The 16,546-nt window shown below is 53.9% G+C and carries 11 protein-coding genes, 5 tRNA genes and 1 pseudogene; all 17 read left to right on the top strand.

The annotated features are described in order from the left end of the window. Window positions 1-77 precede the first annotated feature (77 nt). Complete coding sequence (gene cysS / locus AB3175_RS09490; RefSeq protein WP_367360698.1) at window positions 78-2,387, top strand: cysteine--tRNA ligase; 2,310 nt, start codon at window positions 78-80, stop codon at window positions 2,385-2,387. A gap of 137 nt (window positions 2,388-2,524) precedes the next feature. Then, window positions 2,525-3,352 carry an AmmeMemoRadiSam system protein B gene (amrB, locus tag AB3175_RS09485; protein WP_367360697.1) on the top strand — a complete coding sequence of 276 codons (828 nt, stop codon included), beginning with the start codon at window positions 2,525-2,527 and terminating at the stop codon, window positions 3,350-3,352. Between the two features lie 2 nt (window positions 3,353-3,354). Further along, window positions 3,355-3,933, top strand: a complete 579-nt coding sequence (gene amrA, locus AB3175_RS09480; protein WP_367360696.1) for an AmmeMemoRadiSam system protein A — start codon at window positions 3,355-3,357, stop codon at window positions 3,931-3,933. Window positions 3,934-4,100: 167 nt separating this feature from the next. Further along, window positions 4,101-4,176 (top strand) — tRNA-Thr (locus tag AB3175_RS09475). Window positions 4,177-4,196: 20 nt separating this feature from the next. After that, a tRNA-Tyr gene (locus tag AB3175_RS09470) sits at window positions 4,197-4,281 on the top strand. A gap of 77 nt (window positions 4,282-4,358) precedes the next feature. Beyond that, window positions 4,359-4,434 (top strand) — tRNA-Gly (locus tag AB3175_RS09465). 144 nt (window positions 4,435-4,578) lie between these two features. Beyond that, a tRNA-Thr gene (locus tag AB3175_RS09460) sits at window positions 4,579-4,654 on the top strand. Between the two features lie 22 nt (window positions 4,655-4,676). Beyond that, window positions 4,677-4,826, top strand: a complete 150-nt coding sequence (gene rpmG, locus AB3175_RS09455; protein ID WP_011416199.1) for a 50S ribosomal protein L33 — start codon at window positions 4,677-4,679, stop codon at window positions 4,824-4,826. 26 nt (window positions 4,827-4,852) lie between these two features. Next, window positions 4,853-4,929: transfer RNA gene (locus tag AB3175_RS09450), tRNA-Trp, on the top strand. Window positions 4,930-4,970: 41 nt separating this feature from the next. Beyond that, the gene (gene secE / locus AB3175_RS09445; RefSeq protein ID WP_367360695.1) at window positions 4,971-5,174 is read left to right on the top strand and encodes a preprotein translocase subunit SecE; all 204 of its coding nucleotides are present in this window, start codon (window positions 4,971-4,973) and stop codon (window positions 5,172-5,174) included. Between the two features lie 6 nt (window positions 5,175-5,180). Continuing rightward, window positions 5,181-5,711: a transcription termination/antitermination protein NusG gene (gene nusG / locus AB3175_RS09440; RefSeq protein WP_367360694.1), complete on the top strand. Its 531-nt coding sequence runs from the start codon at window positions 5,181-5,183 to the stop codon at window positions 5,709-5,711. A 54-nt stretch (window positions 5,712-5,765) separates the two neighbouring features. Then, entirely contained in the window at window positions 5,766-6,191 is a 426-nt protein-coding gene (rplK, locus tag AB3175_RS09435) for a 50S ribosomal protein L11 (RefSeq protein ID WP_367360693.1), read from the top strand. 144 nt (window positions 6,192-6,335) lie between these two features. Continuing rightward, window positions 6,336-7,034: a 50S ribosomal protein L1 gene (gene rplA, locus AB3175_RS09430; protein ID WP_367360692.1), complete on the top strand. Its 699-nt coding sequence runs from the start codon at window positions 6,336-6,338 to the stop codon at window positions 7,032-7,034. Window positions 7,035-7,326: 292 nt separating this feature from the next. Further along, the gene (gene rplJ, locus AB3175_RS09425) at window positions 7,327-7,851 is read left to right on the top strand and encodes a 50S ribosomal protein L10 (RefSeq protein WP_367360691.1); all 525 of its coding nucleotides are present in this window, start codon (window positions 7,327-7,329) and stop codon (window positions 7,849-7,851) included. Between the two features lie 51 nt (window positions 7,852-7,902). Then, window positions 7,903-8,286: a 50S ribosomal protein L7/L12 gene (gene rplL, locus AB3175_RS09420; RefSeq protein ID WP_367360690.1), complete on the top strand. Its 384-nt coding sequence runs from the start codon at window positions 7,903-7,905 to the stop codon at window positions 8,284-8,286. 53 nt (window positions 8,287-8,339) lie between these two features. Next, window positions 8,340-12,431 (top strand): DNA-directed RNA polymerase subunit beta, encoded by a 4,092-nt coding sequence (gene rpoB / locus AB3175_RS09415; RefSeq protein WP_367360689.1) that lies wholly within the window; start codon window positions 8,340-8,342, stop codon window positions 12,429-12,431. Between the two features lie 54 nt (window positions 12,432-12,485). Next, window positions 12,486-16,514 (top strand): annotated as a pseudogene (gene rpoC, locus AB3175_RS09410) (DNA-directed RNA polymerase subunit beta'); the annotation flags it as partial. Between the last annotated feature and the right edge of the window lie 32 nt (window positions 16,515-16,546).

The following is a 16,546-nucleotide window of genomic DNA, read 5'->3' as shown; positions in this document are numbered from 1 at the left end:
TTCCGGTGGTAGGAACAGTGTTGCAGACAAGCGGCACAGCCGTGATCAAAAGGCGGTGTTGGACTGAAAAGAGAAAGATGAAGAAACTCTACAGCAATATTATTGAGTCGATAGGCAATACGCCACTTGTTGAGATTCGCAGGTTGAATCCGAATCCGAAGGTAAAGATCTATGCCAAGCTGGAAAGTTTCAACCCGGGTGGATCCATCAAGGACCGGACGGCCCTGTACATGATCAGCGAAGCTGAAAAGCGGGGGGAACTGACCCCGGATAAAATCATACTGGAGGCGACCAGCGGCAACACGGGCATAGGGCTCGCCCTCATTGCGGCGGCCAAAGGCTACCGGTTGTGCCTGGCCATGGCGGAATCGGCCAGTGAGGAAAGGAAGAAAATTCTCAAGGCCCTGGGGGCCGAACTGTATTTTACCCCGGCCGGCATGGGGACGGACGGTGCCATTGAAGAGGTCTACAGCATGATGCGGGAAAATCCGGACCGCTATTTCGTCCCGGACCAGTTTAACAATCCCGATAACATCCTGGCTCACTATTACGGAACGGCAGAGGAGATCTGGCAACAGACCGATGGGAAGGTCACCACGGTCATCGCCACCATGGGAACGACAGGGACGGCGATGGGGCTGTCTCGAAGGCTGAAGGAGCACAATCCGGAGGTCCGGGTGGTGGGAGTGGAGCCCTATCTTCAGCACCGCATTCAGGGCCTGAAAAATTTAAAGGAATCCTACGTGCCCGGGATTTTTGATAAGCAGAGGCTTGATGAAAAAGTCCATATCCAGGATGAGGATGCCTATGAGACGGCCAGAAGGTTGGCCCGGGAGGAGGGCATTCTGGCGGGGATGAGTTCCGGGGCGGCCATGTACGTGGCGATGCAGAAGGCTCGAGAGATGGACGAAGGCTTCATCGTTGTGATCTTTCCCGACAGCGGTGAGCGGTACCTGAGCACCGAGCTGTTCATGGACAAGGAAGAATCGACCATCCGGTTTTACAATGTCCTGTCACGGAGCAAAACCTTCTTCCGGCCCATCAATCCGGAGATGGTCCTGATGCATTCCTGCGGCCCCACGATCCATGAAGTCCCGCACATCGGCAGCTATCGCCGGTTCGTGGTCTCCGACCTGATCCGCCGCTATCTCGAATTTCGAGGCTATCCGGTTAAGCATGTCCTGAACATTATCGACCTTGCGGACCGCTCCATCCGGGGCGCCGAGCGGGAAAATACGGATCTGGCCGTCTATACGGCCCGCTGCGCCGATGCCTTTCTCCGTGACATCGAAAAGCTCGGCATCAAAAAGGATGAGAATTATCCCCGGGCCAGCGAGAATTTTGACTGCATGCTGGAGCTGGTGGATGAACTGGTCGAGAGGGGATTTGCCTATGAAAAACTGCGGTCTGTTTATTTCGACATCTCGAAATTAAGAGATTACGGATGTCTCTCCAATGTCGACCTCACCCGGGTTCAACACGGACGGACGATTGATCTGGATTACTATGAAAAGGACAGCCCCGTTGATTTTACCCTCTTGAAGCGATCCACGCTCAGTGAGCTGAAGCGGGGCGTGTTCTTCAAAACCTGCTGGGGTAACGTCCGGCCGAGCTGGCACCTCGAATGCGCCGCCATTGCCCGGCATTACCTGGCGGAGACTTTCGACATCCATGCGAGCGGTTCCGATATCATCTTCCCCCACTGCGAGAATGTCATGGCCATCGGCAAGGCCGCCACGGGCAGGAAGATCGCGAATTACTGGATCAATACGGACCTGGTCATGGTCGGCGGAAAAAAGATGTCCCGGTCGCTCAACAATGCCCTGACCCTTGAGGACCTGGAGAAGAAAGGCTATTCCGGCAGGGAGGTCCGGTTTTTCCTGTTCAGCTCACATTATCGGAAACCGCTTAACTTTTCGTTTGGAGCCCTGGATACGGCAAAATATACGGTCCTCAAACTCAATGGCTTCATCCAGCGTCTGATCCGCTTCAAGGCCGGCAGCGGCTATCCCGAACTGGAGCAGTCGATGTACGATCTCCGGCAGGGATTTATCGGCGCCATGGATGATGATCTGAACATATCCGGGGCGCTGGCCGCCCTCTTCGCCTTCGTCAAGAAAGTCAGTGTCCCCCTTGCCGGGGGCCTCTTGACCCTTGAGCAGCGCGATTCGGTCCTGGAGGCCATGAAGAAGGTCGATTCCGTTTTCGGAGTGATGAAGTTTGAAGAGGAGCAGATCAGCGGGGAGGCCAGGCGCTTGATGAAGGAGAGAGAGGCCCTGCGTGCTGCGGGGCGGTGGGCGCAGGCGGATGAGATCCGTCAGAAGCTGCTCGAGATGGGGGTTGTGGTGGCCGATACGCCGGAAGGCATGGTCTGGCGTCTGAAATAACGGAAGCCTGCAGGGGACTGGCCAAGGGGCGATCCGGAACGTCCCTTTGAATCAGGAACCAGCCACAACAGATGCAGCGCGGCGGCTGGAAGAAACCGTTCCAGCCTGAAAGCTGCCATGGAACGGAGGAGTTCGCTATGGACTATATTAAAAAATCCCTGATTGCAGGTTCATGGTACCCGGGAAATCCTCGAATTCTCGAACGGGATATCCTTGATTATTTCAAGAAAGTGCCGGATGACCCGATTGGGGGGGAGATTCTCGGTCTCGTCGCACCCCATGCGGGATACATGTATTCCGGACAGGTTGCGGCACACGCCTATAAGCAGATCACGGGGAAGGCTTACGATGTCGTCTTCGTGATCGGTCCGAGTCACCGATCCTACTTCCGGGGTGTCTCCCTTTTCAACCAGGGAGGGTATGAAACGCCTCTGGGCATCGTCAATGTCCATGAGTCCGTCGCCGCCGGGCTTCTCGAAGGGAGCCCTCGAATTTCCTTTCTGCCGGATGTACATCTGCAGGAGCATTCCGTGGAAATTCAGCTGCCCTTTCTGCAGGTTGCACTCGGGGCATTCCTCTTTGTTCCTTTGATCATGGGCGATCAGGATGAAGAGACCTGCAGAATGCTGGCCGATGCCATCATTTCCAGCGCCGGGAATCAGAACATTCTGGTTGTCGGCAGCTCGGATCTGTCCCACTATCACAACTACGAGGAAGCGATTAAAATGGACAGGCGCATTCTCGATCATCTCGGCAGAATGGACGAGAAGGGCTTATTGAGGGATCTGCAGAGGGGAGTCGGTGAGGCCTGCGGTGGCGGGCCGGCGGCTGTGACGGTGATGGTGGCTAAAGGATTGGGTGCGGACAAGGCGGCAGTTTTAACGTACGCGAATTCCGGGGATGTGACCGGGGATCGAAGCGGTGTCGTCGGATATGCCGCCTCCGTTTTCTACAGGGGGGAATAGGGATGAGCCTGTCGGAAGGAGAAAGAAAGGCCCTGCTCGAGATCGTCCGTTCAACGATCGAAGGGAAGCTCCAGGCTGGTGGAGAATTGTGCGAGACGCCGGGGGACAGCCGAATTCCCTCGGTACTTCAGGAGAAAAGGGGCGTGTTTGTCACCCTCAAGAAGCGGGGACAATTGCGGGGTTGCATCGGGTATATACAGCCCTTCAGGCCTCTTGAACAGGCCGTGAGAGAAATGGCCCTGGCCGCCGCCTTTCAAGACCCGAGATTTTCCCCCTTGAGCCGTGATGAACTGGGGGAAATCTCCGTAGAGATATCCGTGCTGTCACCCTTGAAAAGAATAGAGCGCCCGGAAGAAATCGAAGTCGGAAAACATGGACTGTACATCGTGCTGGGAAATCGTTCGGGCTTGCTGTTGCCTCAGGTAGCGACGGAATATGGCTGGGATGCCTTGACTTTTCTCGAGGAGACCTGCTATAAGGCCGGGTTGCCCAACGACGCCTGGCAGGATGAACGTGCGGCTATCTACGCCTTTTCCGCTGAAATCATTGAAGAACCTGGGGGGATGGCAGGGCCGGACTGATGGAAAAAATAGTTGGATTGTTCCACAAAGGCAGAGAAAACCGGGAAAAAGATTGTTTAAAATTTACTTGACAAACGTAGGCAATCCAATTAAGTTCACCGCTTCAGGGTTTTTCTCGCATTGTTTCCGAGAATCGGACTCTTGAGGCAACTTGTGAATGAGTTTGTGCTGGCGTAGCTCAATCGGTAGAGCAGCTGATTTGTAATCAGCAGGTTGCGGGTTCGAGTCCCATCGCCAGCTCCAGATTGAGTATTTTTAAAATTGGAGGGGTTCCCGAGCGGTCAAAGGGAGCAGACTGTAAATCTGTCGGCTCAGCCTACGGAGGTTCGAACCCTCCCCCCTCCACCATTTACTGCCTCCCTTACGGAGGATGAAGGTTTGGTACAGGAACTTTCCGGGTTTTATCCATCGAATTCCATCGGTAAGCGGGAGTAGCTCAGGGGCTAGAGCGTCAGCCTTCCAAGCTGAGGGTCGCGGGTTCGAATCCCGTTTCCCGCTCCATTTAGTTCCATTTCAGGAATGTGCGGGGTTGATAACGTCTTCCGGCGTAATGGCAGAAGAAATCGATTGCGCAGCATGTTGCATCCTGGAGAGGCAGGAACGAACCGCGAAAAGTCAGGAAGTAACGCAGATAAAATCATAAACGCCCACGTAGCTCAGTCGGTAGAGCACATCCTTGGTAAGGATGAGGTCACCAGTTCAATCCTGGTCGTGGGCTCCAGTGGTGTGCAGGCAGGAGAGGTATGCGTAATATTATTATTTTGGCATGTACGGAGTGTAAGCAGAAGAATTACACGACAACCAAGAACAAGAGGACGATGCAGGGTCGGTTTGAAATAAAGAAATACTGCCGGTTCTGCCGTTCACACAAGCTCCACAGGGAGACCAAATAGGCGAATCATATTTGCGCGACACTTACAGGCCAGTAGCTCTAATGGATAGAGCGCCGGACTCCAAATCCGGATGCTGGGGGTTCGAGTCCCTCCTGGCCTGCCATTTTTTTTAGTAGGTCAAGGGTCCTGGACATGGGAAATATAATGATCAAGTTGAAGGGCTATATCGAAATTATAAGCCTGTTTTTAAAGGGAGCGAGGGCGGAGCTTAAAAAGGTGACGTGGCCCACGCCGAAGCAGACCTTGGCTTCCACCTCCGTGGTCATTATCGTTGTCTTCATTGTTTCCACCTTCCTCGGGATCGTAGATTTCGGCCTTACCAAGACGATCAAGCTGGTGTTAGGTTAAAATACTATGGCTTTCAAATGGTATGTCGTGCATACATATTCCGGTTTCGAAAGCAAGGTGAAACAGTCTCTGCAGGAACGGATAGGGGCCGCAGGCATGCAGTCCCGTTTTTCAGACATCCTGATTCCCGAAGAGGATGTCGTCGAACTGGTGTCCGGTACGAAAAAGACGTCGAAGCGCAAGTTCTTTCCGGGGTACATTCTTGTAAAGATGGAGCTGGACGATGATACGTGGCACCTTGTGAAGGATACTCCGAAGGTGACGGGATTCATCGGAAGCAGGGAGAAACCTTCGCCTATTCCCGACCGGGACGTGGAGCTGCTGAAAACGAGAATCGACGAAGGGACCTTGAAGCCCAAGCCCAAGTTCAAATTTGAAGTGGGTGACCATGTGACCATCGTGGATGGTCCCTTTACAAATTTCGATGGAGTGATCGACGAGGTCAAGGCTGAGAAGGGAAAGTTGAGAGTCATTGTCAGCATCTTCGGTCGACCGACGCCGGTGGAGCTGGATTTTATTCAGGTTGTTCAGAGCTGATCAGGAAGAAACCGTCCGGACAGCCTCAAGATCATAACGTAAGGTGGTTATATTATGGCCAAGAAAGTCATCGCTAATATCAAACTTCAACTCAAAGCGGGAAAAGCAACACCATCACCGCCGGTCGGTCCGGCTTTGGGCCAGCATGGCGTTAATATCATGGAATTCTGCAAGGCGTATAACGCTTTGACGCAAAACCAGGAAGGGACGGTCATCCCCGTGCTGATAACCGTTTATGCGGACCGGTCCTTTACCTTTGTCACAAAAACGCCCCCTGCCTCCGTACTGCTGAAGCAGGCGGCAAAAATCGCCAAGGGCGCCAGTGACCCGAAGCGGGACAAGGTGGGGACGGTATCGGCACAGCAGGTGCGGGAGATTGCCGATTTGAAGTACAAGGACTTGAACGCCGTGGACATGGCAGGGGCGATTCGGATCGTCGAAGGGACGGCGAAATCGATGGGGATTGAGATCGCCGATTAAGCTGCGGGCCATGCCATCTGCGGTTGCCTGAAGTGTTTTTCAGGGAAGACGGAAAGATCGATTCTATAAAAAAACCAGCTGAGACCCTGAAAAAGAGGATGCTGTCCGTCACGACGGGTCGAAACTGTACATTGAGGTTGAATCATGCCAAAAAGGGGAAAGACATATCTAGCTGCGAAAGAGAAGGTAGAGGCGGGACACCGCTATACGCTTTCCGAAGCCCTGGAACTTGTAACGAGTTCTGCAAGGGGGAAGTTTGACGAAACGGTCGAGGCCGCTGTCCGCCTCGGTGTGAACCCGGCCCATGCGGATCAGATGGTCCGGGGCAGCGTCGTTCTGCCGAACGGATTGGGGAAATCGGTGCGGGTTCTGGTTTTTGCGAAGGGCGAGAAGGAAAAGGAAGCCATGGACGCGGGAGCCGACTACACCGGATCCGATGAATACATCGAAAAGATCAAGGGGGGATGGCTTGAATTCGACCGTGTGATCGCAACACCCGATATGATGGGGAATGTCGGTAAGCTCGGGAAGATTCTCGGCCCCCGGGGATTGATGCCTAATCCGAAAGTGGGGACGGTGACCTTCGATGTCGCCCAGGCCGTCAGGGATGTCAAAGCGGGTAAAGTCGAATTCCGGGTGGAGAAGGCAGGAATCGTCCACAGCCCGGTGGGAAAAGTATCCTTTGGCCCGGAGAAGCTGATGGAAAACATTCAGGCTCTCATGGAAATGATCGTCAAGTTGAAACCCGCCACCAGCAAGGGAACCTATATCAAAGGGGTTGCGGTTTCCTCGACGATGGGACCCGGGGTGAGGGTCGATCCGCTGGATTTGAGAAATCTTTAAGAATTCAAATTACTTCTGTTTTAATCAGTTCAAGGCAGATGTGAAATCATACCACTAAATAGAGAAATCTGAGACAGCAGGTACAGGGTTTAAACGATGCGCGCATCGGCCTGCCGAGATAGCTATTGAGTGAAGCAGAGTCATGCTTCAGTGCCATAAGTTTGTGTGTATGTTCCTGTGTGCTGCTCAGTTCTCCTATTTTTTTAATTCCTTAGTAACAGGTTCTGATTTCCCGGGAAGATAATTTATTCCGCCATGCCCATCGCGTGGCGGGCGAGAAAGGAGGTTAAGGTTGGATCGGAGAACGAAAGAGCAGGTTGCCGTTGAGCTCCACCAGAAGGTCAAGTCATTCAAGCTGGCCGTTTTGGCAAACTTCAGAGGAATCGATGTCGCCAAGATGACAGCCCTGCGAAATGACCTGCGGAAGTCTAACACGGAGTTGAAAGTTGTAAAAAACACCCTTTTGAACATCGCGTCACGGGATACTTCCCTTGAGGCATTGCAGGACCATTTCAAAGGGCCGTTGGCTTTGATTCTCAGTTATGGCGATCCCGTGGAGCCGAGTAAGATTCTGTCTGATTTCGCGAAGAAGAATGCAGAATTGGAGCTTAAAGTCGGCATGTTGGGCGATAAGGTCATTACGATTGAGCAGTTGAAGGCGTTGGCGGAACTACCCAGCAGGGAGATTCTGCTTGCCAAGATGCTTTCTGTAATGGTGGGCGTTCAGACGCAGCTGGTCAATGTACTCAGCGCTGTGCCGCGAGGGTTTGTCCGGGTGCTGGATGGATATCGAGCTAAAAAGGAAGAGGGCAATTAAAGGCCCATTCCTTGAGGAACATTAAACAAAACACACAGGAAGGGATAGAAAATGGCGGATATTACAAAAGAAGATGTCGTGAAATTCATTGAAGGGATGACCGTTCTGGAACTGTCCGAGCTGGTCAAGGAACTGGAAGAGAGATTCGGTGTGTCGGCGGCGGCCCCTGTAGCGGTTGCCGCGGTTGCGGGCCCGGCGGAGGCGGCGGCGCCAGCCGAAGAAAAGACGGAATTCGATGCGATCCTGACGGGATTCGGCGATCAGAAAATCCAGGTCATCAAGGTTGTCCGGGCCATCACGGGCCTTGGCCTGAAAGAGGCGAAAGACCTGGTGGAAGGTGTACCAAAACCCATCAAGGAAGCGGTATCCAAGGATGAGGCCGCTGACATCAAGAAGAAGATTGAAGAAGTCGGCGGGACCGTCGAAGTTAAATAATTGAATATAACAAGGGCACAGTCATTGTGCCCGAACTATTATTTAGGAATGCCATGGGCGAATTTAGAAAAAACTTTGGCCGTATCGAGGAAATTCTGGAAGTTCCCAACCTGATTGACATTCAAGTCAGGTCCTACGAGATTTTTCTCCAGGAGAAGGTGGCTTCGGAAAATCGAAAGAATTACGGTCTGCAGGGTGCCTTTAAAAGCGTTTTTCCCATTTCGGATTTCAGTGGGAAATGTTCGCTGGAATTTGTTAGCTATAAGATAGGGGCTGTTCGTTATGACGTCAACGAGTGCATTCAGAAGGGGATGACCTATGCAGCTCCCCTTAAGATCGTCGTGCGGCTCGTTGTTTTTGATACGGACCGCGTGTCCGATCAGAAAAACATCCGTGACATCAAAGAGCAGGAGATTTATTTCGGTGAGATTCCTCTGATGACGGAAAAGGGGACTTTCATCGTCAATGGAACGGAACGCGTTATCGTCAGCCAGCTGCACCGATCCCCAGGCATATTTTTCGACCATGATAAAGGAAAAACGTTAACAAGCGGAAAACTGATCTATTCAGCCAGGATCATTCCCATCCGAGGATCCTGGCTGGATCTGGAATTTGATTCCAAGGATCTGCTCTATGTCCGCATCGACCGCCGCAGGAAGATGCCCGTCACCATTCTTCTCAAGGCGATGGGTTACTCCACGGAAGATCTGCTTAATTACTTTTATGATGTGGAACACGTCTTCTGCGAAGGAGATTCCTTCGCTGTAGCTGTCGAAGAATCTCTCGTCGGCCACAAGCTGTCTGACGATATTCGGGACATTCATACGGGTGACGTCCTGTTCAAGAAGGGACGCCGCATCACCAAGACGATCTTCAAAAAAATCAAGGAGCAGCATGTTGATCGGATTCCGTTGGAGGTCGAGGAGCTGCCGGGAAGAATTCTGGCGGCCGATGTCCTGGATCCGGAAACGGGAGAGGTCATCTTCCGCTGCAATGAGGCGTTGACTGCCGCAGCCGTTGACGCGATCCGGGAAAAGGGGATCCGGAAGCTCAGCGTCATTCAGATCGGCGAGGATATGGCAAACACCTCCATACGGGACACCTTGCTGGTTGACCGGACGGAGAACTCCGGTGATGCCATCATCGAAATCTACCGCCGCTTGAGGCCAAGCAATCCGCCGACGCCCGATACGGCGCAGAAGTTTTTCAACAGCCTCTTCTTTGAGAACGAAAGCTACGATCTGTCCGCGGTCGGGCGGGCGAAGATGAACTACAAGCTTCACCTGGATGTTTCCACGGACGTGACGGTCTTGAGAAACGAAGACATCATGGCCGCCGTCAAATATCTCATCGACCTTAAAAACGGGGTTCCGGAATGCAGTGTGGATGACATTGATCACCTCGGTAACAGGAGGGTGCGCTCCGTCGGCGAGCTGATCGAAAACCAGTACCGTATCGGTCTGGTGCGCATGGAACGGGCGATCAAGGAGAAAATGAGCCTTCAGGACATCGAAACCATGATGCCTCATGACCTCGTCAATGTAAAGCCCGTGTCCGCAGTGGTCAGTGAGTTTTTCGGCAGCAGCCAGCTTTCGCAGTTCATGGACCAGACCAATCCCCTGTCCGAGATTACCCATAAGAGGAGACTGTCCGCCCTGGGCCCCGGCGGCCTGACACGGGAAAGGGCCGGGTTTGAGGTGCGGGATGTTCATCCCACCCATTACGGTCGAATCTGCCCCGTGGAGACACCGGAAGGACCGAATATCGGGTTGATCGTTTCCCTCAGCACGTACGCCAGGGTGAATGAGTTCGGATTTATTGAGACGCCTTACCGCATGGTGCAGGAGGGTCGGGTCCTGCCGGATATCAAATTTCTGACAGCCATTGAAGAGGAAAACCTGGTGGTCGCCCCTGCCGACCAGCCGGTGAATCCCGACGGAAGCTTCATCGGGGAGCTGATTTCGGCAAGAAAGGGTGGAGACTTTGTCTCGGTGGTTCCCTCGGACGTCAACATGGTTGACGTATCTCCGAATCAGCTGGTCAGCGTCGCGGCGACGCTGATCCCCTTTCTTGAACATGACGATGCAAACCGCGCCCTCATGGGATCGAACATGCAGCGGCAGGCGGTTCCCCTGATGAGGCCGGAGATCCCTCTCGTGGGAACCGGCATGGAAAGGGCTGTCGCCCGGGATTCCGGAGCGGTTGTGGTTGCCAGGAGATCCGGGGTTGTCGAGAGCGTCGATGCCTCCAGAATCGTCATCAAGTGCGAGGACGCAGAAAAGGAGGACAGCGATACAGGCGTCGATATCTATACCCTGATCAAATATCAGCGCTCCAACCAGGATACCTGCTTCAACCAGAAGGCCATCGTCAACAAGGGGGACCGGGTCAAGAGAGGCGACATCATCGCTGATGGACCGGCCACGGATAATGGTGAACTCGCCCTGGGCCGCAATGTGATGGTCGCCTTCATGTCCTGGGGGGGGTACAACTATGAAGACTCCATCCTCGTGAGTGAACGGATCGTTAAGGAGGATATCTACACATCCATCCATATTGAAGAATTTGAAACCATGGCCAGGGACACCAAGCTCGGCAAGGAGGATATCACGAGGGATATTCCAAATGTCGGCGAAGAGGCCCTCCGCAATCTCGATGACAGCGGAATCGTTCGGATGGGTGTCTCCGTAAAGGCCGGCGACATCCTGGTGGGTAAAATCACCCCCAAGGGGGAAACCCAGCTGTCGTCCGAAGAAAAACTCCTCCGCGCCATATTCGGAGAGAAAGCCAGCGATGTGAGGGACACCTCGCTCCGTGTTCCGCCGGGTGTCGAGGGGACCGTCATCGATGCCAAGATCTTTACCCGCAAGGGAGCGGAGAAGGATCTGAGGTCTCAGTACATTGAAGATGAAGCGGCAGCGATGCTTCAAAAGGACCGGGATGACGAGATCCGGATCGTTACGGAAACCGTGAAGAAGGACGTCAGCTCATTGCTTCAGGGAAAACAGTCCGGTGCCCGGATTGTGGATCCGAAGAGAAAGAAAATATGCCTCAAAAAAGGCGATGTCATCACCCCTGAAATTTTGAATGAGATTCCCCTGAATCTGTGGAAGGAAATTTCCCTCGTGGATGATGACGAGACCGAGAAGGCGGTCGTCCGCATGATGACCAACCTCTATAACAAGATCGAGCTCGTCGAGGCTTACTACAATGAGAAGATGGAGAAGCTCAAAGCCAGCGATGAACTGCCGCCCGGAGTGATCAAAATGGTGAAGGTCTATATCGCCATAAAGAGAAAGCTTCAAGCCGGAGATAAAATGGCGGGACGGCATGGAAACAAGGGTGTTCTTTCCAGAATCCTGCCGGAAGAGGATATGCCTTATTTCAAGGACGGCAGGCCCGTCGACATCGTGCTGAATCCCCTGGGGGTTCCCTCACGAATGAATGTGGGCCAGATCCTTGAGACGCATCTCGGCTGGGCGGCGAAAGGACTGGGCGAAAAGCTCAATGATCTGCTGGAGCGCTATTCAAGCCGGAACCCCGTTCGGGACGAGTTGAAGAACATCTACTCGTCGAAAGAGTTTGACAAATTTGTCGACGGGGCAACGGAAGAGGACGTCACGAGGTTTGTGCGCAGGCTTCAGCGCGGCATAGCCGTTTCGTCGCCGGTCTTTGATGGCGCCAGTGAAGAGGATATCCGGGATATGCTGGAACTGGCGGGTCTTCCGTCGAAGGGGCAGGCGACGCTCTATGACGGCCGCACGGGCGAACCCTTCGACCAGGAGATCACGGTGGGTATGATCTATATGCTCAAGCTGCATCACCTTGTGGACAATAAGATTCACGCCAGATCCATCGGTCCGTACTCACTGGTCACTCAGCAGCCTCTGGGCGGGAAGGCCCAGTTCGGCGGGCAGAGACTCGGTGAAATGGAAGTCTGGGCCATGGAAGCTTACGGCGCCGCGTATTCGCTGCAGGAATTTTTGACCGTCAAGTCGGATGACGTTGCCGGCCGAACGAGGATTTATGAAGCGATTGTTAAGGGTGAAAATACATCAGAACCAGGCCTGCCGGAGTCGTTTAACGTTCTCGTAAAAGAACTGCAGAGTCTTTGCCTTGATGTGGAATTGATTGAAGAGGAATAGTAAAGGCCTCCTTCATCGCCGACATCGAGTTACATATAACCGGGAGTAAAAACTGTGGAAGATGTTTTCAGCTATTTTGAAAAACCAAAAGATCCGATCCGTTTTAACGCAATAAAGATATCCATTGCTTCACCGGACAAGATTCTGTCCTGGTCTTTCGGTGAGGTCAAGAAACCCGAAACGATCAATTATCGAACGTTCAAGCCAGAGCGTGACGGGCTCTTCTGCGCGAAGATTTTCGGTCCCGTCAAGGATTATGAATGCCTCTGCGGACGTTACAAGCGGATGAAGCACAGGGGCGTGGTCTGTGAAAAGTGCGGCGTAGAAGTCATCAAGTCGAAGGTCCGGCGTGAGCGCATGGGGCACATTACCCTGGCTACGCCGGTTGCCCATATCTGGTTCCTCAAAAGCCTTCCCAGCCGGATCGGAAATGTTCTTGATCTGACCCTGAAGGAGTTGGAGCGGATCCTCTATTTCGAATCATGGATTGTTCTGGATCCCAAAAACACGCCGTTGAGAAAAAAAGAGCTGCTCTCCGATGAAGAATACAATGATTACCGGGAGCAGTACGGTGCGGACGCCTTCCAGGCGGGCATCGGAGCGGAGGCTGTCCGAAGGCTGCTCGAAGAAGTGAACCTGGATGTGATGGACGTGGAGTTGCGTGAGGAGTTGAAGACCGCTTCTTCGGATACAAAGAGGAAGAAAGTCATCAAGAGATTGAAGGTCATCGAAGCCCTCCGCAAATCGGGGAACCGCCCGGAGTGGATGATTCTGACCGTTCTGCCCGTTATTCCGCCGGACCTGCGACCCCTGGTCCCCCTGGACGGCGGTCGTTTTGCCACCTCGGATTTGAATGACCTTTACCGCCGGGTCATCAACCGGAATAACCGGCTGAAGCGTTTACAGGAGCTCAACGCGCCCGAAATCATCATTCGAAACGAAAAAAGAATGCTCCAGGAAGCCGTGGACGTTCTTTTTGACAACGGCAGAAGGGGCCGGGCCATCACGGGAACGAACAAGCGGCCTTTGAAGTCCCTGTCCGACATGCTCAAGGGGAAGCAGGGGCGCTTCCGCCAGAATCTCCTGGGAAAACGCGTTGATTATTCCGGCCGTTCCGTGATCACCGTCGGTCCGGATCTGCGGTTGCACCAGTGCGGATTGCCGAAGAAAATGGCTCTCGAACTCTTTAAGCCCTTCGTTTACAACCGATTGCAGGAGAAGGGCTATGTGACGACCGTCAAGAGCGCCAAGAAAATGGTGGAGCGCGAGACGGCTGAGGTGTGGGATGCCTTGGATGAGGTTGTCCGTGAATATCCGGTCATGCTGAATCGTGCTCCGACACTCCACCGGCTGGGGCTTCAGGCATTCGAGCCGGTCCTGATCGAGGGAAAGGCGATCCAGCTGCATCCCCTCGTCTGCACGGCCTTCAACGCCGATTTCGACGGTGACCAGATGGCCGTTCACGTGCCCCTGTCCATCGAGGCCCAGACGGAGGCGCGGGTGCTCATGATGTCCACAAACAACATTCTTTCACCGGCCAATGGAAAGCCGATCATCATCCCCAGCCAGGATATCGTCCTGGGGATCTATTATCTGACCCGGGCGAAGGAAGATGCCACGGGCGATGGAATGACCTTTTCCGATCCGGAGGAAGTCCGCTCCGCCTATGACGCAGGGGCTCTGGAATTACACGCAAGAATAAAGGCGCGGATCAACGGGGAATTAAAGCAGACCACCGTGGGCCGGGTCCTTCTGTATGATATCATACCGCAGGACATCTCCTTTGATGTCATCAACAAGGTGATGAACAAGAAGGAACTGGCCAATCTGATCGACTACTGCTACCGGACCTGCGGGGAGAAAGTGACGGTTATCCTTGCCGATCGGTTGAAGGACCTTGGCTACAAATATTCAACCCATTCAGGGATGTCTTTTGCCGTCAGGAACCTGAACATCCCGGGAAACAAGAGGGATATTCTCAGCCGCGCGGACCGCGATGTCCTGGAGATCCAGAAGCAGTACATGGACGGCTTGATTACGGACGGCGAGCGGTACAACAAGGTCATCGATATCTGGGCCCAGGCTACGGAAAAAATCGCTTCGGAAATGATGGGAGGGATTGAAACAGAGGAGCAGCTTACGACAGACGGAAAAAAAGTCATCGAGAGCTTCAATCCGATTTACATGATGGCTGATTCCGGAGCACGGGGAAGCAACGCGCAGATCCGGCAGTTGGCCGGTATGCGCGGGTTGATGGCAAAGCCCTCCGGAGAAATCATTGAAACGCCGATTACGGCCAATTTCCGGGAAGGATTGACCGTCCTTCAATATTTCATTTCAACCCACGGCGCCAGGAAGGGCCTTGCCGATACGGCGCTGAAAACGGCGAACTCCGGCTACCTGACGAGGCGGCTCGTCGATGTCGCCCAGGATTGCATCATCACCCAGCATGATTGCGGAACGGTGGACGGCATTTCCGTCTCCGCCCTGATGGAGGGCGGAGAAATCATCGAGACGGCGGGTGAGCGGGTCCTCGGACGCGTGGCCTTGGAAGAGATCCTGGATCCCTTCACGGGTGAAGTCCTCGTGGGGGCCAACCAGGAAATTGATGAGGCCCTCTCAGAAAAGATAGACCGGGCGGGCATCGAGGGTGTGAACATTCGCTCGGTTCTGACCTGCAAAGCCAAATACGGCGTCTGCGCAAAATGTTACGGCCGGGACCTGGGGCACGGACACCTGGTCAACATTGGAGAGGCCGTTGGAATAATTGCAGCGCAGTCCATCGGAGAGCCGGGGACTCAGCTGACCATGAGAACCTTTCATATCGGCGGTACGGCGAAATTTGAGGAGCATTCAACCCTGGATTCGCGCCATGACGGAGGTGTGAAATATGTGGATCTCAATTATGTTACCAGTAAGACGGGTGATTTGGTCGTCATGAGCCGCCACGGAGAAATTCATGTTCTTGATGAGCACATGAGGAGCCGGGGAAAGTATACCGTGCCCTACGGCGCTCACCTTAAAGTGCTGGATGGCGCTTCCGTCAAGAGGGGGGATCGCATGGCGGAGTGGGATCCTTTCTCCATTCCCATTCTTGCAGAGGTGGACGGGACGATCAAATTCGGCGACATCATAGAGGGAAAGACGATGCAGGAGCAGGTTGATGAAGTGACCGGCCTTTCCCGGAAAGTAATCGTTGAGTTCAAGGGCGCAGACCTCAGACCCCGGGTGTCCATCAAGGACGCCAAGGGAAGAACAGCCAAGGTGCCGGGAATCAGTGCCGCGGCCAGGCATCTTCTTTCCGTGGGCGTGAACATTGTCGTGTCCGAGGGGGATGAGGTTAAAGCCGGCGATATTATCGCGAAAATTCCTCGAGAAACCACCAAGACCAAGGACATCACCGGCGGTCTTCCGAGGGTCGCCGAGCTCTTTGAAGCGCGTAAACCCAAGGATTTCGCCGTTATCAGTGAGATCGACGGGGTGGTGTCCTATGGAAAGGATGCAAAGGGGAAACGGAAAGTCATCGTCATTCCGGAAATCGGCGAGGAGAAGGAATATCTCATTCCCAAGGGGAAGCATGTCAGCGTCCAGGAAGGCGACCGGGTCATTGCAGGGGAGCCCCTGATGAGCGGCGTAAACAATCCCCATGACCTTCTGATGATCAAGGGAGAGAAGGCGCTGGCCCGCTATCTTGTCGATGAGGTGCAGGAAGTCTACCGGTTGCAGGGAGTGAAGATCAATGACAAGCATATGGAAGTGATCGTGCGCCAGATGCTGCGGCGGGTAAAGGTCATCGATCCAGGAGACACTCCCTTTATGGCAGACGAGCAGGTCGAGAAGTTCCGGTTCCAGGAAGAAAATGAAAAGGCCATTTCGCGGGGTGAGCGCCCCGCTGTTGGTGAGCCCATCCTTCTGGGCATAACCAAGGCCTCCCTGAGCACGCAGAGCTTCATCTCCGCCGCATCGTTCCAGGAGACGACACGGGTTCTGACCGAGGCGAGCCTGGCGGGCAAGGTGGACTATCTCCGTGGACTGAAGGAAAATGTCATCATGGGCAGGCTCATTCCTGCAGGGACGGGTCTTGTCATGTATCGGAAGCTCGGCATAAAAACCGC

It is taken from the genome of Syntrophus sp. (in: bacteria) (assembly GCF_040768185.1).
Classification (GTDB): domain Bacteria; phylum Desulfobacterota; class Syntrophia; order Syntrophales; family Syntrophaceae; genus Syntrophus; species Syntrophus buswellii.
This window is presented reverse-complemented; position numbering and strand designations above follow the sequence as displayed.